This is a genomic window from Pseudomonas stagnisoli (genome assembly GCF_048595745.1).
Classification (GTDB): Bacteria; Pseudomonadota; Gammaproteobacteria; order Pseudomonadales; family Pseudomonadaceae; genus Aquipseudomonas; species Aquipseudomonas alcaligenes_A.
The window spans coordinates 1,764,882-1,781,258 of sequence record NZ_CP184361.1; the positions used below are offsets into that span (position 1 = coordinate 1,764,882).

12 protein-coding genes are annotated in these 16,377 nt (G+C 64.9%); 10 read left to right on the forward strand and 2 right to left on the reverse strand.

Annotation, left to right across the window (positions count from 1 at the left end; genetic code table 11):
- The first annotated feature begins 143 nt into the window (after positions 1-143).
- The 9 genes from ACOAPY_RS08595 to ACOAPY_RS08635 all read left to right on the forward strand — a co-directional run bounded on the left by ACOAPY_RS08595 (position 144) and on the right by ACOAPY_RS08635 (position 10,742).
- Positions 144-2,912 (forward strand): FimV/HubP family polar landmark protein, encoded by a 2,769-nt coding sequence (locus tag ACOAPY_RS08595; protein ID WP_465156176.1) that lies wholly within the window; start codon positions 144-146, stop codon positions 2,910-2,912.
- A gap of 3 nt (positions 2,913-2,915) precedes the next feature.
- Positions 2,916-3,773 (forward strand): tRNA pseudouridine(38-40) synthase TruA, encoded by an 858-nt coding sequence (gene truA / locus ACOAPY_RS08600; protein WP_465156177.1) that lies wholly within the window; start codon positions 2,916-2,918, stop codon positions 3,771-3,773.
- A 56-nt stretch (positions 3,774-3,829) separates the two neighbouring features.
- Positions 3,830-4,450 (forward strand): phosphoribosylanthranilate isomerase, encoded by a 621-nt coding sequence (locus ACOAPY_RS08605; RefSeq protein ID WP_076578994.1) that lies wholly within the window; start codon positions 3,830-3,832, stop codon positions 4,448-4,450.
- A gap of 134 nt (positions 4,451-4,584) precedes the next feature.
- Positions 4,585-5,460, forward strand: a complete 876-nt coding sequence (gene accD / locus ACOAPY_RS08610; protein WP_076578992.1) for an acetyl-CoA carboxylase, carboxyltransferase subunit beta — start codon at positions 4,585-4,587, stop codon at positions 5,458-5,460.
- Positions 5,457-6,755: a bifunctional tetrahydrofolate synthase/dihydrofolate synthase gene (gene folC / locus ACOAPY_RS08615; RefSeq protein WP_465156179.1), complete on the forward strand. Its 1,299-nt coding sequence runs from the start codon at positions 5,457-5,459 to the stop codon at positions 6,753-6,755. The genes accD and folC overlap by 4 nt, the downstream gene beginning before the upstream one ends.
- Complete coding sequence (locus tag ACOAPY_RS08620; RefSeq protein WP_465156181.1) at positions 6,739-7,338, forward strand: SPOR domain-containing protein; 600 nt, start codon at positions 6,739-6,741, stop codon at positions 7,336-7,338. Before folC ends, ACOAPY_RS08620 begins: the two co-directional genes overlap by 17 nt.
- 79 nt (positions 7,339-7,417) lie before the next feature.
- Positions 7,418-7,981, forward strand: coding sequence for a CvpA family protein (locus ACOAPY_RS08625; protein WP_465156183.1), 564 nt, complete (start codon positions 7,418-7,420; stop codon positions 7,979-7,981).
- A 33-nt stretch (positions 7,982-8,014) separates the two neighbouring features.
- Positions 8,015-9,520, forward strand: coding sequence for an amidophosphoribosyltransferase (purF, locus tag ACOAPY_RS08630; protein WP_076426008.1), 1,506 nt, complete (start codon positions 8,015-8,017; stop codon positions 9,518-9,520).
- A 10-nt stretch (positions 9,521-9,530) separates the two neighbouring features.
- Positions 9,531-10,742 carry an O-succinylhomoserine sulfhydrylase gene (locus ACOAPY_RS08635; protein ID WP_465156185.1) on the forward strand — a complete coding sequence of 404 codons (1,212 nt, stop codon included), beginning with the start codon at positions 9,531-9,533 and terminating at the stop codon, positions 10,740-10,742.
- A 47-nt stretch (positions 10,743-10,789) separates the two neighbouring features.
- Here ACOAPY_RS08635 and gspD read toward each other — a convergent pair whose 3' ends face one another.
- Positions 10,790-12,745: a type II secretion system secretin GspD gene (gene gspD / locus ACOAPY_RS08640; protein ID WP_465156187.1), complete on the reverse strand. Its 1,956-nt coding sequence runs from the start codon at positions 12,743-12,745 to the stop codon at positions 10,790-10,792.
- Between the two features lie 3 nt (positions 12,746-12,748).
- A complete protein-coding gene (locus tag ACOAPY_RS08645) occupies positions 12,749-13,387 on the reverse strand; it encodes a type II secretion system protein N (protein ID WP_465156190.1) in 639 nt (212 codons plus the stop codon).
- 262 nt (positions 13,388-13,649) lie between these two features.
- Between ACOAPY_RS08645 and ACOAPY_RS08650 the strand changes: the two genes are divergently transcribed.
- The gene (locus ACOAPY_RS08650; protein WP_465156192.1) at positions 13,650-16,280 is read left to right on the forward strand and encodes a LuxR C-terminal-related transcriptional regulator; all 2,631 of its coding nucleotides are present in this window, start codon (positions 13,650-13,652) and stop codon (positions 16,278-16,280) included.
- Positions 16,281-16,377: the final 97 nt, after the last annotated feature.

The window sequence follows — 16,377 nt, forward strand, 5'->3', positions numbered from 1 at the left end:
GCCCCAAATTTGAAGAATTATTCTAGCTTGGCAATACTGTTTTGGTAGTGCGCTGACGGGGAGTCGCTTTCGGGCGGGTGCAGGCAGCGCACTTCAAATCCTCTCGTCCAACGAGAAAAAAAGATAAAACAAGGGATTACGCTATGGTTCGGGTTCGCAAACTGGTGCTGGCAATTGCGGCTGCTTCCGCGCTGACCTCCGGTACGGCACATGCACTGGGACTGGGAGAAATCGACCTGCAGTCCTCGCTGAGCCAACCGCTGGTGGCGGAAATCGAGCTGCTCGAGGTGCGTGACCTGGCTCAGGGCGAGGTAATCCCCAGCCTGGCGTCGCCCGAGGAGTTCAACAAGGCCGGCGTCGATCGTCAGTACTTCCTGACCGACCTCAAGTTCACGCCGGTTATCAAGCCCAACGGCAAGAGCGTGATTCGCATCACCTCTACCAAGCCGGTGCGCGAGCCTTACGTCAACTTCCTGGTCGAAGTGCTGTGGCCCAATGGCCGCTTGCTGCGTGAGTACACCCTGCTGCTCGATCCGCCGATGTACTCGCCGACGCCTGTGGTTAGCACCGCTCCGCGCCTGCCGGTCGCAACTGCTCCTGCACCGCGTCCGCAAACCGTTGTGCCGACCCCGCGCCCGGTTACTCCTTCGGCCAGTGCTCCGGTGCGCCCGGCAGCTCCAGCTGCGCCGGCTCCCGTCGCGGCAAGCAAGATCGAGGGGGATCAGTACAAGACCACTTCCAGCGACACGCTGTGGGAAATCGCCCAGAGCAGCCGCCAGAGCGGCAGCGTACATCAGGCCATGCTGGCGATTCTCGATCTCAACCCGAATGCCTTTGTTGGCGGCAATATCAACCGCCTGAAGAGCGGCCAGGTGCTGCGTCTGCCCACCGATGCGCAGATCAAGAGTCGTAGTCAGGCCGAGGCCCTGGCCCAGGTCACCGAGCAGAACAATGCCTGGCGCGAAGGGCGTAGCGTAGCGGCCAGTACCTCGCGTCAGCTGGATGCCACCAAGCGCGACAGCGCGGGTGCCGCACCGGCCAAGGCCGAGAGCAAAGACAGCCTGAAACTGGTCTCTGCCGACTCCGGCAAGTCCACTGCTGGCAGCGAGAAGGGCAAGGGCGACAGCAAGGCGCTCAACGATCAGCTGGCGGTTACCAAGGAAAGCCTGGACTCGACTCGTCGTGAAAACGAGGAGCTGAAAGGGCGCATGACCGACCTGCAGAGCCAGGTGGACAAGCTGCAGCGCCTGATCGAGCTCAAGGATAATCAGCTGGCCAAGCTGCAGAGCGATCTTGCTCAGCAGGGCAAGGCTGCCGCTCCGGCCCAGTCGGCCACTCCGGCTGCCGAAGTCAAGCCAGCGGCGCCGGTCACCGAGGCCAAGCCTGCCGAGGTCAAGCCGGCGGAAGTGAAGCCGGCCGAGAAACCGGCAGCTACTGATTTCAATTACGAAGAGCCGGCAGTGAAAAGCGAGCCGGTCAAGCCTGCCGAGAAGCCGGTAGCCCCGGCTGCAGAAAAACCAGCCCAGCCGGCCAAGCCTGTGCAGCCGGCCAAGCCGGTTGCTCCAGTGGTGAAGGAGCCCGAGCCGCAGAGCATGCTCGATGAGTTGCAGGCCAACCCCATGCTGCTTGGTGCCGTGGGCGGTGGTGCGCTGCTGGCCCTGCTCATCGGCCTGATGGTGCTGTCGCGCCGCAACGCCATGAAGGAAGCAGAGTTGCAGGACAGCCTGGCTCCGGAATCGTCCAGCGATTCCTTTGCCAGCGAGATGGATCTGCCGGACGACAGCTTTGCCGGTCTGGACGATGCCTCCGACGACACCCAGGTACGTGACAAGGCTGAAGAGCGCGTCGCTCCGCAGACCGCCGATGCGCTGGGCGAGGCTGATATCTATATCGCCTACGGCAAGTTCACCCAGGCCGCCGAGCTGTTGCAGAACGCGCTCAATGACGAGCCGCAACGCAGTGACCTGCGCCTCAAGCTGATGGAAGTCTACGCCGAGCTCGGTGATCGCGACGGCTTTGCCCGTCAGGAGCAAGAGCTGCGCGAGATTGGCGGCTCCGCCGGTGCTGTCGATCAACTGAAGGCCAAGTACCCGGCCATGGCTGCTGCTGCTTTTGCGGGTGGTGCCGCGGTTGCTGCCGCCGACAGCGATCTGGATAGCTTCAGCCTGGATGATCTGACGCTCGATGAGCCGGTTGCCAAGCCTGCCGCCGCGCCGGCCGATCTGGATGACTCCTTCGACCTGAGCCTGGATGATCTGGATGTAGGACGCGACGAATCGGCAGCTCCCGCTGCTGTTGCAGAAACAACTCTGGATGATCTGGGGCTGGACTTTGATACGCCTGCCGCTCCGGCCAGCAACGCTACGGCTGACATGGAGTTCGACCTGGATCTGGGGGGTGACAGCCTTTCGCTCGGCGACGATCTGGCTGATTTCAGCCTGGATCTGGAGGCCGAAAGCAAGCCGGCTGCTGCTGTCGAAGACGACTTCATGCTCAGCCTGGACGATGAGCCCGCCGCTCCGGCTGCCGTAAGCAGTGATCTCGAGCTGGACATGCCGGCCGATTTCGATCTGTCGTTGGCCGACGAGACTCCCGCCACCCCGGCTGAGGACAGCTTCGCCGCACAGCTTGACGAGGTATCCGCCGAGCTGAACGAACTGAGCAGCGGTCTGGCTGACGAACTGCCGGTTGTGCAGCCCGAAGCCGCCCCCGTCGCAGCAGGTCTGGATATGGACGACGACTTCGACTTCCTCTCGGGTACCGACGAGACCGCTACCAAGCTGGACCTGGCCCGTGCCTACATCGACATGGGTGATAGCGAAGGTGCCCGCGACATCCTCGACGAAGTGATCGCCGAGGGTAGCGAAGGTCAGCAGCAGGAAGCGCGCGAGCTGATCTCCAAGCTGAGCTGATCCATGTCTGAAGCACCATCACCAGGGGCGGCCGAAATGGCCGCCCCTGGCGTTTCCAGAATTGCCCTGGGTATCGAGTACAAGGGCGCACGTTATCGTGGGTGGCAGCGCCAGGAGAGCGGTGTGCCCTCGGTGCAGGCGGCGCTGGAAAAGGCGTTGTCGCAGGTCGCGGCCGAGCCGGTCAGCCTGATGTGCGCCGGGCGCACCGATGCCGGCGTACATGCCAGTGGCCAGGTGGTGCACTTCGATACCCGCGTCGAGCGTCCGCTCAAGGCCTGGATCATGGGCGGCAATGCCAACCTGCCGCCTGATATCAGCGTGACCTGGGCCAAGGTGATGCCGGCGGAGTTCCATGCGCGTTTCAAGGCCTTCGCCCGACGCTATCGCTACGTGATCTACAACGATCCGATTCGCCCGGCGCACATGGCCGAGGAGGTCACCTGGAACCATCGTCCACTGGACGTGGCGCGCATGCGCGAGGCGGCCGCCCGCCTGGTCGGCACCCACGACTTCACCTCGTTCCGTGCGGTGCAGTGCCAGGCCAAGTCGCCGGTGAAAACGGTGCACCACCTGGAGGTGATTGAGCACGGCCGCTTCATCGTCATCGATGTGCGCGCCAATGCCTTCCTTCATCATATGGTGCGCAACTTCGCCGGGGTGCTGATGACCATCGGTGCCGGCGAGCGCGAGCCAGACTGGGTGGCCGAGGTGCTGGCCGCACGTGATCGGCGTGCCGGCGGCGTCACCGCCCATCCCTACGGTCTGTATCTGGTTCAGGTGGAGTACCCGCCGGAGTTCGAGCTGCCGCAGCGTTATCTGGGGCCGCATTTTCTCTCCGCGCTGCCGCAAAGCTTCGGCTGAAACTGCTTCGTGGCTTTGTTAACATCAGATTTTACTTTCCAGAAGGTGCCTGCACGTTGACTGCCGTTCGCGTCAAAATCTGCGGAATCACCCGGGTCGAGGATGCCTTGGCCGTCGCTGCGGCGGGTGCCGATGCCATCGGTTTGGTGTTCTATGCCAAGAGTCCGAGGGCGGTGGATATCGAGCAGGCGCGCGCGATCCTCGCCGCGCTGCCACCCTTCGTGACCACCGTTGGCCTGTTCGTCGACGCCGAGCGCAATGAGCTGGAGCGCATCCTCGCCAGCGTGCCGCTGGATCTGCTGCAGTTCCACGGCGATGAGTCGGTGCAGCAGTGCGAGGCGTTCGGGCGCCCCTATATCAAGGCACTGCGGGTCAAGGCCGGTGACGATATCGCCGCTCAGGTGGCGCGTTATCCCAGTGCTCAGGGCATTCTGCTGGACGCCTATGTCGAGGGGGTTCCCGGAGGAACCGGCGAGGCGTTCGACTGGTCTCTGATTCCTCAGGCGCTGAGCAAGCCGCTGATCCTGGCTGGTGGCCTGCGTCCGGACAGCGTGGCCGAAGCCGTGAGCCGAGTGCGCCCCTACGCGGTGGATGTCAGCGGTGGGGTGGAGGCGAGCAAGGGCGTTAAGGATGTGGAGAAGATCGGCGCGTTCATTCGCGCGGCACGTGGCAACTGATGTGACGACGGCCGGATGCCTGCCGTCCATAAGCCATTGTGCCCCTGCCCGAGGGTGGTGACAGCCACCGAGGGCCTGAATCAGATTCGCCCGGGTCGCCGCAAGGCCCGCCGCAACAGCTACGGAGAGTAAGCATGAGCAACTGGCTGAGAGAAAAACTGATCCCCTCGATCATGCGTTCCGAGGTCAAGAAGAGCTCGGTCCCCGAAGGGCTCTGGCACAAGTGCCCGTCCTGCGATGCTGTGCTTTATCGCCCCGAACTGGAAAAGACCCTCGACGTCTGCCCCAAGTGCAACCACCACATGCGCATCGATGCGCGCGCGCGCCTCGATCTGTTCCTCGATCAGGATGGTCGCGACGAGCTGGGGGCTGAGCTGGAGCCGGTGGACCGCCTGAAGTTCCGTGACAGCAAGAAGTACAAGGATCGCCTGGCTGCCGCGCAGAAGGAGACCGGCGAGAAGGATGCGCTGATTGCCATGAGCGGCAAGCTGCAGGGCATGCCTATTGTGGCCTGCGCCTTCGAGTTCAGTTTCATGGGCGGCTCCATGGGCGCCATCGTCGGCGAGCGTTTCGTGCGTGCCGCCAACGTCGCCTTGGAAAAGCGCTGCCCGCTGGTGTGTTTCGCCGCTTCCGGCGGTGCGCGCATGCAGGAGGCGCTGATCTCGCTGATGCAGATGGCCAAGACCAGTGCAGTGCTGGCGCGCTTGCGCGAAGAAGGTATTCCTTTCATCTCCGTGCTGACCGACCCGGTCTACGGTGGTGTATCCGCCAGCCTGGCGATGCTCGGTGACGTGATCGTTGCCGAGCCGCGTGCGCTGATTGGTTTCGCCGGGCCGCGAGTGATTGAGCAGACCGTGCGCGAGAAGCTGCCGGAAGGTTTCCAGCGCAGCGAGTTCCTGCTGGAGCACGGCGCCATCGACATGATCATCCACCGCAGTGAACTGCGGCCGCGCCTGGCTCGTCTGCTGGCGCAGTTGCAGCATCTGCCGACACCTGCGGCCATTGCATGAGCCGATCCCTTGCCGACTGGCTGAGTTACCTGGAGCAGCTGCACCCCAGTGCCATCGACATGGGCCTGGAGCGTTCGCGCGAGGTGGCTCGTCGGCTGGGTCTGGGTAAGCCGGCACCGCTGGTGATCACCGTTACCGGCACCAACGGCAAGGGTTCCACCTGCGCTTTCCTGGCCTCGTTGCTGCGCGAGCAGGGGCTCAGGGTCGGCGTATACAGCTCGCCCCATCTGCTGCGTTACAACGAGCGCGTGCAGTTGCAGGGCCGCGATGCCTCCGATGACGAGCTGTGCACGGCCTTTGCCGCTGTCGAAGCGGGGCGTGAAGAAATATCCCTGACCTACTTCGAGATGGGCACCCTGGCGGCCTTCTGGCTGTTCGAGCGTGCCAGCCTGGATGCCGTGGTGCTCGAGGTCGGTCTCGGCGGGCGGCTGGATGCGGTCAACCTGGTCGATGCCGACCTGGCGCTGGTCACCAGCATCGGCCTGGATCATGCCGAGTGGCTGGGTGACACCCGCGAATCGGTGGCTTTCGAGAAAGCCGGTATTCTGCGCCAGGGCAAGCCGGCGCTGTGTGGCGACCTCGATCCGCCGCTGCCACTGTTGCAGAAGGTGGCCGAGCTGGATTGCCCGCTGTTTCTACGTGGTCGCGATTATGACCTGGCAGTGGGCGAGAGAGGCTGGCACTGGCGCGGCCTGACTGCCGACGGGCGGGTACTGGAGCTGCATGATCTGCCGCTGCTCGACCTGCCGATGGAGAATGCCGCACTGGCCCTGCAGGCCTATGCCGCGCTGGATATGGCCTGGCAGCCCGAGCGCCTGGCGCGTGCGCTGGGCGCCACGCGGGTGAGCGGGCGCCTGGAGCGGCGTCAGCTGAACTGGCAAGGCAAGTCATTGAGTCTGCTGCTCGATGTCGGTCACAACCCGCATGCCGCCGAATATCTCGCGTCGCGCCTGGCGGCGCGCCCGCTCAAGGGGCGACGGCTGGCGGTGTTTGGCTTGCTGGCGGACAAGGACCTGACCGGTGTACTGGCGCCGCTGCAGGTCGATATCCAGGCTTGGGCCGTGACGCCGCTGGACAGTCCGCGTACCCGATCTGCCTCTGAGCTGGAGGCTGCATTGCGCAACCTGGGTGCCGAGGTGCATGCCTGCTCCAGCGTCGCCGAGGCATTGCTGGTACAGTGTGGCCGGGCGAGCGAGGATGACGAGATTCTCGTGTTCGGATCTTTCTATTGCGTGGCTGAAGCCCTGGAGTGGCTCAGCCAACAGGCGGAGGCAGGCGATGGCGGTGCTGGATAAGGGGCTCAAGCAGCGGATAGTCGGCGCGCTGGTGCTGGTAGCGCTGGCGGTGATCTTCCTGCCCATGCTGTTTTCCCGCGAGGACGAGCTGCGCCAGGTCAGCGTGGATGCCCCCGCCATGCCCGAGCGCCCGGTCATGCCGGAGATCGAACTCGAACCGGTGAGCGTGCCCGAACCGGTGGCCGAAGATGAAGTGCCGCCGGTGGAGCCGGTGCCGCAGACGCCCGCTGAAGCGCTGGCGGATGTCGTGCCGCCGGCTGCTGTGCCGCAACCCGTGCAGCCGCAGGCGGTGGCGCCGCAGAAAGTCGAAGAGAAGTCCGCCAGCGGCCTGGATGCCAACAGTTTGCCGGTCAGTTGGTCGGTGCAGCTGGCCAGTCTGTCCAGCCGTGCCGGGGCCGAGAAGCTGCAGCAGACCCTGCGCAGCAAGGGCTACAACGCCTATATCCGCAGCTTCGACGGCATGAACCGGGTGTTTGTCGGGCCGGTGATCGAGCGCGCCGAGGCCGATCGTTTGCGCGACCAGCTCAATCGCCAGCAGAAGCTCAACGGCTTTGTTGTCCGCTTCCAGCCGGAAAACGGCTGATCTCCGTATGGCGCCCCGGCTTACCCGGCCGGGCACGCTCTGTTAGAATTCGCCGCCTTTCCCGTCTGTAGGCAGCAACGTGGCATTCACTTGGGTCGATTGGGCGATCATCGCCATCATCGCCATCTCCAGTCTGATCAGCTTGCGCCGTGGCTTCTTCAAGGAGGCCCTGTCGCTGCTGACCTGGATCATCGCCGGCGTGGTCGCCTGGATGTTCGGCGGTGCTTTGTCGCAGCACCTGACGGATTTCATCGAGACGCCGTCGATGCGCGTCATCGCCGCGTGCGCCATTCTCTTCATCGTGACCCTGCTGGTCGGGGCGCTGATCAATTTCCTCATCGGTGAGCTGATCCGGGTAACCGGCCTGTCGGGCACCGATCGTTTTCTCGGCATGGTCTTTGGCGCGGCGCGCGGGGCCCTGCTGGTGGTGGTACTGGTGGGGCTGGTGAGCCTGGCGCCGGTGCAACAGGATCAGTGGTGGCAGCAGTCGACCCTGCTGCCGCATTTTCTGATGGTGGCGGACTGGTCGAAGAACCTGATTCTCAACCTGACCAGTCAGTGGCTCGCCAGCGGCATCACTGATACGCCTGAACTACCGTTCAAGGACGTGCTCACGCAGCCCGTGCTGCCCGAGCGCCCATAGGTTTTCCGATTCACAACACAGAGGTTGCGTCACATGTGCGGCATCGTCGGTATCGTCGGTAAGTCCAACGTCAATCAGTCCCTGTATGACGCCCTTACCGTGCTCCAGCATCGCGGCCAGGACGCTGCCGGCATCGTCACCAGCCACGACGGGCGTCTGTTCCTGCGCAAGGACAACGGCCTGGTGCGCGATGTGTTCCAGCAACGCCACATGCAGCGCCTGGTGGGCCACGTCGGCATCGGCCACGTGCGCTATCCCACCGCCGGCAGCTCCAGTTCCGCAGAGGCGCAGCCGTTCTACGTCAACTCGCCGTACGGCATCACCCTGGCGCACAACGGCAACCTGACCAACGTCGAGCAGCTGTCGCGCGAGATCTACGAGTCCGACCTGCGCCACGTCAACACCAACTCCGACTCGGAAGTGCTGCTCAACGTGTTCGCCCATGAGCTGGCGGTGCGCGGCAAGCTACAGCCGACCGAGGAAGACGTGTTTGCCGCCGTCGCTGGCGTGCATGCCCGCTGCCGTGGTGGCTATGCCGTGGTGGCGATGATCACCGGCTACGGCGTCGTCGGCTTCCGCGATCCGCATGCGATTCGCCCGATCGTCTTCGGCCAGCGTCACACCGACGAGGGCGTGGAGTACATGATCGCCTCCGAGAGCGTCGCGCTCGACGTGCTCGGCTTCAGCCTGATCCGCGACCTGGCGCCGGGCGAGGCGGTGTACATCACCGAGGACGGCAAGCTGCATACCCGCCAGTGCGCCTCCAACCCGCAGTACTCGCCGTGCATCTTCGAGCACGTCTACCTGGCCCGCCCGGACTCCCTGATGGACGGCGTGTCGGTGTACAAGGCACGCCTGCGCATGGGCGAGAAGCTGGCCGAAAAGATCCAGCGCGAGCGTCCTGACCATGATATCGACGTGGTCATCCCGATCCCGGACACCAGCCGCACCTCCGCCCTGGAGCTGGCCAACCAGCTGGGCGTGAAGTTCCGCGAAGGCTTCGTCAAGAACCGCTATATCGGTCGCACCTTCATCATGCCGGGTCAGGCGGCGCGCAAGAAATCGGTACGCCAGAAGCTCAACGCCATCGACCTGGAGTTCCGCGGCAAGAACGTGATGCTGGTGGACGACTCCATCGTGCGCGGCACCACCTGCAAGCAGATCATCCAGATGGCCCGCGAAGCCGGGGCGAAGAACGTCTACTTCTGCTCTGCGGCCCCGGCCGTGCGTTACCCGAACGTGTATGGCATCGACATGCCGAGTGCCCACGAGCTGATCGCCCATGGCCGCACCACCGAGGAAGTGGCCGAGCTGATCGGCGCGGACTGGCTGGTGTACCAGGACCTGGATGATCTCAAGGAAGCCGTCGGCGGCGGTAAGGTCAAGATCGAGCATTTCGATTGCGCGGTGTTCGACGGGCAGTACGTCACCGGTGACGTCAACGAGGCCTACCTGAACAAGATCGAGCAGGCCCGCAACGACGCCGCCAAGGTCAAGGTGCACACCGCCAGCGCCATCATCGACCTGCACAACGACTGAGGGCTGCACAATGAGTCTGGAGTGGGAAGCGGGACGGCTGGACAGCGACCTTGAAGGCGTCGGCTTCGACACCCTGGCGGTGCGCGCCGGCCAGCATCGCACGCCGGAGGGTGAGCATGGCGAAGCCATGTTCCTCACCTCCAGCTATGTGTTCCGTAGCGCCGCCGACGCCGCCGCGCGTTTCGCTGGCGAGCAGCCGGGCAACGTCTACTCGCGCTACACCAACCCGACCGTGCGGGCCTTCGAGGAGCGCATCGCCGCCCTGGAAGGCGCCGAGCAGGCGGTGGCCACCGCGTCCGGCATGGCTGCGATCCTGGCCATCGTGATGAGCCAGTGCAGCGCCGGCGACCACGTGCTGGTATCGCGCAGCGTATTCGGCTCGACCATCAGCCTGTTCGAGAAGTACCTCAAGCGCTTCGGCATCGAGGTGGATTACCCGCCGCTGGCCGATCTGTCAGCCTGGGAAGCGGCGTTCAAGCCCAACACCAAGCTGCTGTTCGTGGAATCGCCGTCCAACCCGCTGGCCGAGTTGGTGGACATCGCCGCCCTGGCCGAGATCGCCCATGCCCACAAGGCGCTGCTGGTGGTCGACAACTGCTTCTGCACGCCGGCGCTGCAGCAGCCGCTGAAGCTCGGTGCGGACATCATCATGCACTCGGCGACCAAGTACATCGATGGCCAAGGGCGTGGCCTTGGCGGTGTGGTTGCCGGGCGCAAGGCCGAGATGGAGGCGGTGGTGGGTTTCCTGCGGACCGCTGGCCCGACCCTCAGCCCGTTCAATGCCTGGATGTTCCTCAAGGGCCTGGAAACCCTGCGCGTGCGCATGCAGGCCCACAGCGCCAGTGCGCTGGCACTGGCACAGTGGCTGGAGACCCAGCCGGGCATCGACAAGGTCTACTACGCCGGGCTGCCCAGCCACCCTCAGCATGAGCTGGCCAAGCGGCAGCAGAGTGCCTTCGGCGCTGTGGTCAGCTTCGAGGTCAAGGGCGGCAAGGAAGCGGCGTGGCGCTTTATCGACGCCACGAAGGTCATTTCGATCACCACCAACCTGGGTGACACCAAGACCACCATCGCCCACCCGGCGACCACGTCCCACGGTCGCCTGTCGCCGCAGGAACGGGCGAACGCCGGCATCCGCGACAATCTGATCCGCGTTGCCGTGGGTCTGGAGGATGTCGCGGATCTCAAGGCCGACCTGGCCCGCGGATTGGCCGCGCTGTAAAACGAAAACGCCGCTCTTCGAGCGGCGTTTTTCATTCCGCAACTTCGCTATTCGGCCTTGCGCAGGTCGATGGCGGCTGCCCCGGGTTTGTCGAACAGACGCACGGCATCGCCCGGCAGGCTGCTGTTGCCGTTCTCGTCGGCGCCCAGCACGCTGATGTCGTTGAACTTCTTGCCCGACAGGGTGGCCATGCCGGCGCGGTCGCGGACCACGGTCGGGCGCAGGAAGACCATCAGGTTGCGCTTGATATGGGTGTCCTTGGTCGAGCGGAACAGGCGACCGATCACCGGGATGTCACCGAGCAGTGGCACCTTGGAGTCGGTACTGGTGACGTCGTCCTGGATCAGGCCGCCGAGCACGATGACCTGGCCATCGTCGGCGAGAATCACGCTCTTGATCGAGCGCTTGTTGGTCACCAGGTCGACCGCCTGTGAGTTGACGCCCGTGCTGGGGGCGATCGAGGAAATCTCCTGTTCCACCTCCAGACGCAGGGTGGCACCGTCGTTGATATGCGGGGTGACCTTGAGGGTCACGCCGATGTCTTCGCGCTCGATGGTGGTGAAGGGGTTGTTCGCGCCCGAGGCGTCGGTGGTGTAGGAGCCGGTCTGGAACGGCACGTTCTGGCCCACCAGAATCTCTGCCTGCTGGTTGTCCAGGGTCAGCAGGCTGGGTGTCGACAGCAGGTTGCTCTTGCTGTTGGAGGAGAGGGCGGTGATGAGTGCGCCGAAGCTGTCGGTACCGATGCCGATGATGGCACCATCCGGCAGGGTCAGGTTGTCGGGGATCTTGTCTTCCTGGATGGCGCGCAGCACGGTGCCGACCGACAGGCCGGTATTACCGAAGTTGACTCCGCCCAGGCCGCCGCTGTCGCCGCGGGCGTCCACCGCCCACTGCACACCGAGGGCGTCGCTGATATCGCCGGAGATCTCGACGATGGCAGCCTCGACCATCACCTGGGCGCGCGGTACGTCAAGGTTGCGCACGATTTCCTCCAGGGTCGCCACGGTATCCGGCTCGGCCAGCAGGACCAGGGCGTTGAGGCTCTCATCGGCGCGGATGAGGATGTTCTGCGGCTTGCTGTTGGCGGCCTCACCGCCTTCCGGCGTCTTCAGCCCTTCAGCTACGTCGCCGAGGGTTTCGGCCAGGCTTTTGGCATCACTGTGGCGCAGGCGGATCACCCGGGCATTGGCCGAGCGGGTGCTGGGGATGTCGAGCGAGCGTGCCAGGTTGGCCAGGCGCTGGCGCGCGGCCGGCGGGCCGAGAATGATCAGGCGATTGGTGCGCGCGTCGGCGATCACCCGGGTGCCGGCGCCATCCTTGCGCTCGTTGCGCATCACCGCGTTGTTCAGGGCCTCGGCGGCGTCCAGTACCCAGGCGTGTTGCAGGTTGATCACGTTGTAGTCGCCGCCGCCCTGGGCGTCGAGATCGTTGATCAGCTGGCGGATGCGTTCGATGTTGGCGCGGCGATCACTGATGATCAGTGCATTGGAGGCGGCCACGGCGGCCAGGTGGCCGTTCTGTGGCACCAGCGGGCGGATCAGCGGGATCAGTTCGTTGACTGAGGTGTGCTGCACCTGGATCAGCTCGGTCTGTACGTCATCCGGCGCACTGTCGCTGCTGTTGGCGGCGCTGCGGGCCTCGGTCACCGGTACGATGCGCGCTTGGTCACCTTGGGCCAGTACGCTGAAGCCATGGGTGCTCATGACCGAGAGGAACAGCTGGTAGACCTCTTCCAGGCCCAGTGGATGCTTAGAGATCACCGTCACCTGGCCTTTGACGCGCGGGTCGACCACGAAGGTCTCGCCGGAGATCTCCGCCACCTGGTCGATGAAGTCGCGAATGTCGGCGTCCTTCATGTTGATGGTCCAGGTCTCGGCACCCTGAGTCACCGCTGCACCAGGTTGGGCAGCGAGCGCCACGGGCAAGGGGGCGCCGAGGCAGCCTGCGGCCAGCAGCAGGGCGAGAGTCAGGCGTTTGGGCGAGAGGAATGTGCGATCGGTCATGGGCTATTCGGCTTCCGGCGCGTCCGGCTGCGGCATATCGCCTTCGCCTTCCATGCGTTGTTGAAGGGTCTGTATGCGCTCCTGCAGGGCCTGTACGTCCTCGTCCTGCAGTTGTTCCAGTTGCAGGGCGGTCGGTTCCTGCGGGTTGTAGGTCGAGGACATCAGCGAGGGCTGGCGGATGGCGGGGAAGTGCAGGCTCTCTTCGCGGCCACCACGATCCAGTACCACGTGGTCCTTGTGCACCGCATGCAGGCGGGTGCTGGAATTGATTTCGTCACCCACGCCGACGCGCTTGGGCTTGTCGCCGGCAATCTGGATGATGGCCGTCGAGCGCTGTGCATCCGGGTTGACGAAGCTGGCCAGCAGGGTCATCTGCTGCTTGGTCGGAGGGGCGTTCTGTGCGCTGCCCGGAGGCAGTGCCGGGGTGCCGAACAGGTACTGCAGGCGCGTCAGCGAGGGTGCCTGGCGCTGCTCCAGGGCGGCCGCAGGCTCGGTCGTGGCGGCGCTGCTGCGCAGCAGACGCAGGAGGTCGACGCTCTGGCGGGTCAGACTGAGGGTGATCAGCAGCACCACCAACAGGCAGAGTGCTGTCACGCCGTGGCGTTGTAGCCAGGCGGGCAGGCGGGTGCTGGTTGCGCTCAATGCATCTATCCCCCGGTGTCCTTCTTATGTGCGTGTGAGCTCTGCTGGCTCGCATCGGTCAGTCCCGCATTCAGCGGGCGCCGCCAACCATACCGCAATTGCTGGTTGCATGGCGCGCCCATGTGATGATCTGCGTGCTGATGCACCCTTGGCCGCTGCCAGAAGCGTGAAACATTTCGAAACTTCCCCTCGGCGAGCCGTTATCATCGGTCGCCAGATACCTGCCGTTCAACAATAAAAATAAGCCTGACAGGATCATGCAATGGACGATCGCAAACCGCTCCTGGCACCGCCCGGCTTTGCCCGCGAAGAGCTGCTGGAGCTGCTCCGTCACTGCGAGCAGTTTCCCCTGACCGTACTGCTAGCGCCGGCTGGCTCCGGCAAGTCGACCCTGCTGGCGCATTGGCAGGCTTCTCGCTCACCCGGCAGTGTGGTGCATTACCCGCTGCAGGCGCGTGACAACGAGCCGGTGCGCTTCTTTCGTCACCTCGCCGAAGCCATCCGCGCCCAGGTCGAGGATTTCGACGTGTCCTGGTTCAACCCCTTCGCCGCCGAGTTGTATCAGGCGCCCGGGGTGGTGGGCGAGTACCTGGCTGATGCGCTGAACCGCATCGACACGCGCCTCTATGTGGTGCTGGACGACTTCCAGTTCATCAACCAGCCGACCATTCTCGACGTGCTGCTGGCCATGCTGGAGCGGCTGCAGGGCCCTGTGCGGGTGATTCTCTCCGGGCGCAACCACCCGGGCTTCTCGCTCAGTCGCCTGAAGCTGGAAAACAAGCTGCTGCACATTGACCAGCACGACCTGCGCCTGTCGCCGACCCAGATCCAGCAGCTCAATGCCCACCTGGGTGGCCCCGAACTCAGCGCCGACTACATCGACGGTCTGATGAGGATGACCGAGGGCTGGATGGCCGGGGTCAAGGTGGCGCTGCTGGCCTATGCGCGTTTCGGCACCGTCGCGCTGGAGCGCTTCAATGGCAGCCAGCCGGAGATCGTCGATTACTTCGGCCATGTGGTACTCAAGCGCCTGTCGCCGCAGATGCATGATTTCCTGCTCAGTTGCGCCCTGTTCGAGCGCTTCGATGGCGAGCTCTGCGACCGCGTGCTGGAGCGCAGCGGCTCGGCCCTGCTGTTGGAGGACCTCGCCGCCCGCGAACTGTTCATGTTGCCGGTGGCCGAGCAGCCTGGCTGCTATCGCTACCACGCCTTGCTGCATGATTTCCTGGCCAAGCGCCTGTCCCTGCACAAGCCGCTGGAGGTCCCGGGACTGCATGGGCGCGCCGCGCGGGTGTTCCGCCAGCGTGGCGAGCTGGAGCCTGCCCTGCAGCATGCCCAGCGCTGCGGCGAGCCGGCGCTGTTCCAGGCGCTGCTGGAGGAGGCCTGTGACCTCTGGGTGCGCACGGGGCATTTCGCCGAGGTGCTGAAGTGGCTTGAACCGCTCAGTGAGGTGCAGCTGCGCGAGAGTCCGCGTCTGCTGGTGCCGATGATTCTGGCCCTGACCCTGTCTCGGCGCTTCCATCAGGCGCGTTACTGCCTGGACGAGCTGGCGACGCACAGTGCCGGACGGGAGGGGCTGGAGGAGCCACGGCGGCAGGTGCTGGCGCTCAACCTGGAGCTGTTCCAGCACGACCTGGCCTTCGACCCGGAGGGCCGCTGGCCAGGGCTGCTGGAGGCGGGCGTGAGTTCCGATACACGGGCCCTGCACCTGACGATCCTTGCCTATCACCACCTGATGCACGGCCGACTGGAGCGCTCCATCGGCCTGGCGCTGGAGGCCAAGGCGCTGCTGGCGCAGACCGGCCAGCTGTTCCTGGAGAGCTACGCCGACCTGATCATTGCCCTGTGCCATCGCAACGCCGGGCGCCCGACCTGCGCGCGCAAGGAGGTCTGTCTGGACTACCAGCGCACTCAGCGCTCGTCGCCGGCCTGGGTCAATCGCGCCACGGCCATGGTGGTGGCGTTGTACGAGCAGAATCAGCTGGCCGCGGCCCAGCAGCTGTGCGAGGACCTGATGGCCATGGTCACCTCGTCTTCGGCCACCGAGACCATCGCCACGGTGCACATCACCCTGTCGCGCCTGCTCTATCGGCGCCAGTCTGCGGGCCGTGCCGGCCGTCTGCTGGAGCAGCTGTCGCGCATCCTGCAGCTCGGCAACTACGCGCGCTTTGCCAGCCAGGTGGCACAGGAAAGCATGCGTCAGGCCTTTCTTGACGGTCGCCCGGCGGCGCTGGATGCCCTGGCCCAGCGTCTGGGCATCGAAGAGAGGCTGGCCGCCGGCGAGTGGGAGAGGGTGCAGCCCTACGACGAGTGCTGGGAGCGCCTCGGCCTGGCGGCGGTCTACTGGCTGGTGGCGCGCGGCGCGCAACCGCGTGCCTGTCGCATCCTCAAGGTCCTGGCGCAGTCGCTGCACAAGAGCGAAATGAAGGCGCGGGCGCTGGTGGTGGAGGCCAACCTGCTGGTGCTGGAGGCGCCGCAGCTGCACGAAGAGCAGCAGGTCAAGGCACTGCTGCAGCTGGTCGAGCGCTTCGGCATCGTCAACATCAACCGCTCGGTGTTCGACGAGGCGCCCGGCTTCGCCGAGGCCGTGTTCGGGCTGTTGCGCGCCGGCCGGTTGCAAGTGCCCGAGGCCTACAGCGAGGCCTATGCGGAGTTCTTCCTGGCCGAGAGCCGGCCGCAGGAGACACCACTGGCCAGCCTGGTGAGCCAGCTGACCGACAAGGAGGCGGAGATCTTCGCCTGCCTGTTACGCGGGCTGTCCAACACGGACATCAGCGCCAGCACGGGCATTGCGCTGTCCACCACCAAATGGCACCTGAAGAACATCTACTCGAAGCTCAACCTTTCCGGCCGCACCGAGGCCATCCTCGCCATGCAGCAGCGCGGCAGTTGATTTCGACCATCCCCCTCCGGCAGGAGGGTGGATGGGGGGCGAGCAATCCCTAATCTCCCGCCAGCCGGAAAACCGGCGCCCCACTTATTAGTACAAG

What these genes read in the sequence shown, in the direction of transcription:
- purF (WP_076426008.1), top strand. Translation starts at nt 8,015, where the DNA reads ATGTGCGGCATCGTCGGTATCGTCGGTAAGTCCAACGTCAATCAGTCC.
- gspD (WP_465156187.1), bottom strand. Translation starts at nt 12,745, where the DNA reads ATGACCGATCGCACATTCCTCTCGCCCAAACGCCTGACTCTCGCCCTG.
- ACOAPY_RS08635 (WP_465156185.1), top strand. Translation starts at nt 9,531, where the DNA reads ATGAGTCTGGAGTGGGAAGCGGGACGGCTGGACAGCGACCTTGAAGGC.
- accD (WP_076578992.1), top strand. Translation starts at nt 4,585, where the DNA reads ATGAGCAACTGGCTGAGAGAAAAACTGATCCCCTCGATCATGCGTTCC.
- folC (WP_465156179.1), top strand. Translation starts at nt 5,457, where the DNA reads ATGAGCCGATCCCTTGCCGACTGGCTGAGTTACCTGGAGCAGCTGCAC.
- ACOAPY_RS08650 (WP_465156192.1), top strand. Translation starts at nt 13,650, where the DNA reads ATGGACGATCGCAAACCGCTCCTGGCACCGCCCGGCTTTGCCCGCGAA.
- ACOAPY_RS08595 (WP_465156176.1), top strand. Translation starts at nt 144, where the DNA reads ATGGTTCGGGTTCGCAAACTGGTGCTGGCAATTGCGGCTGCTTCCGCG.
- ACOAPY_RS08620 (WP_465156181.1), top strand. Translation starts at nt 6,739, where the DNA reads ATGGCGGTGCTGGATAAGGGGCTCAAGCAGCGGATAGTCGGCGCGCTG.
- truA (WP_465156177.1), top strand. Translation starts at nt 2,916, where the DNA reads ATGTCTGAAGCACCATCACCAGGGGCGGCCGAAATGGCCGCCCCTGGC.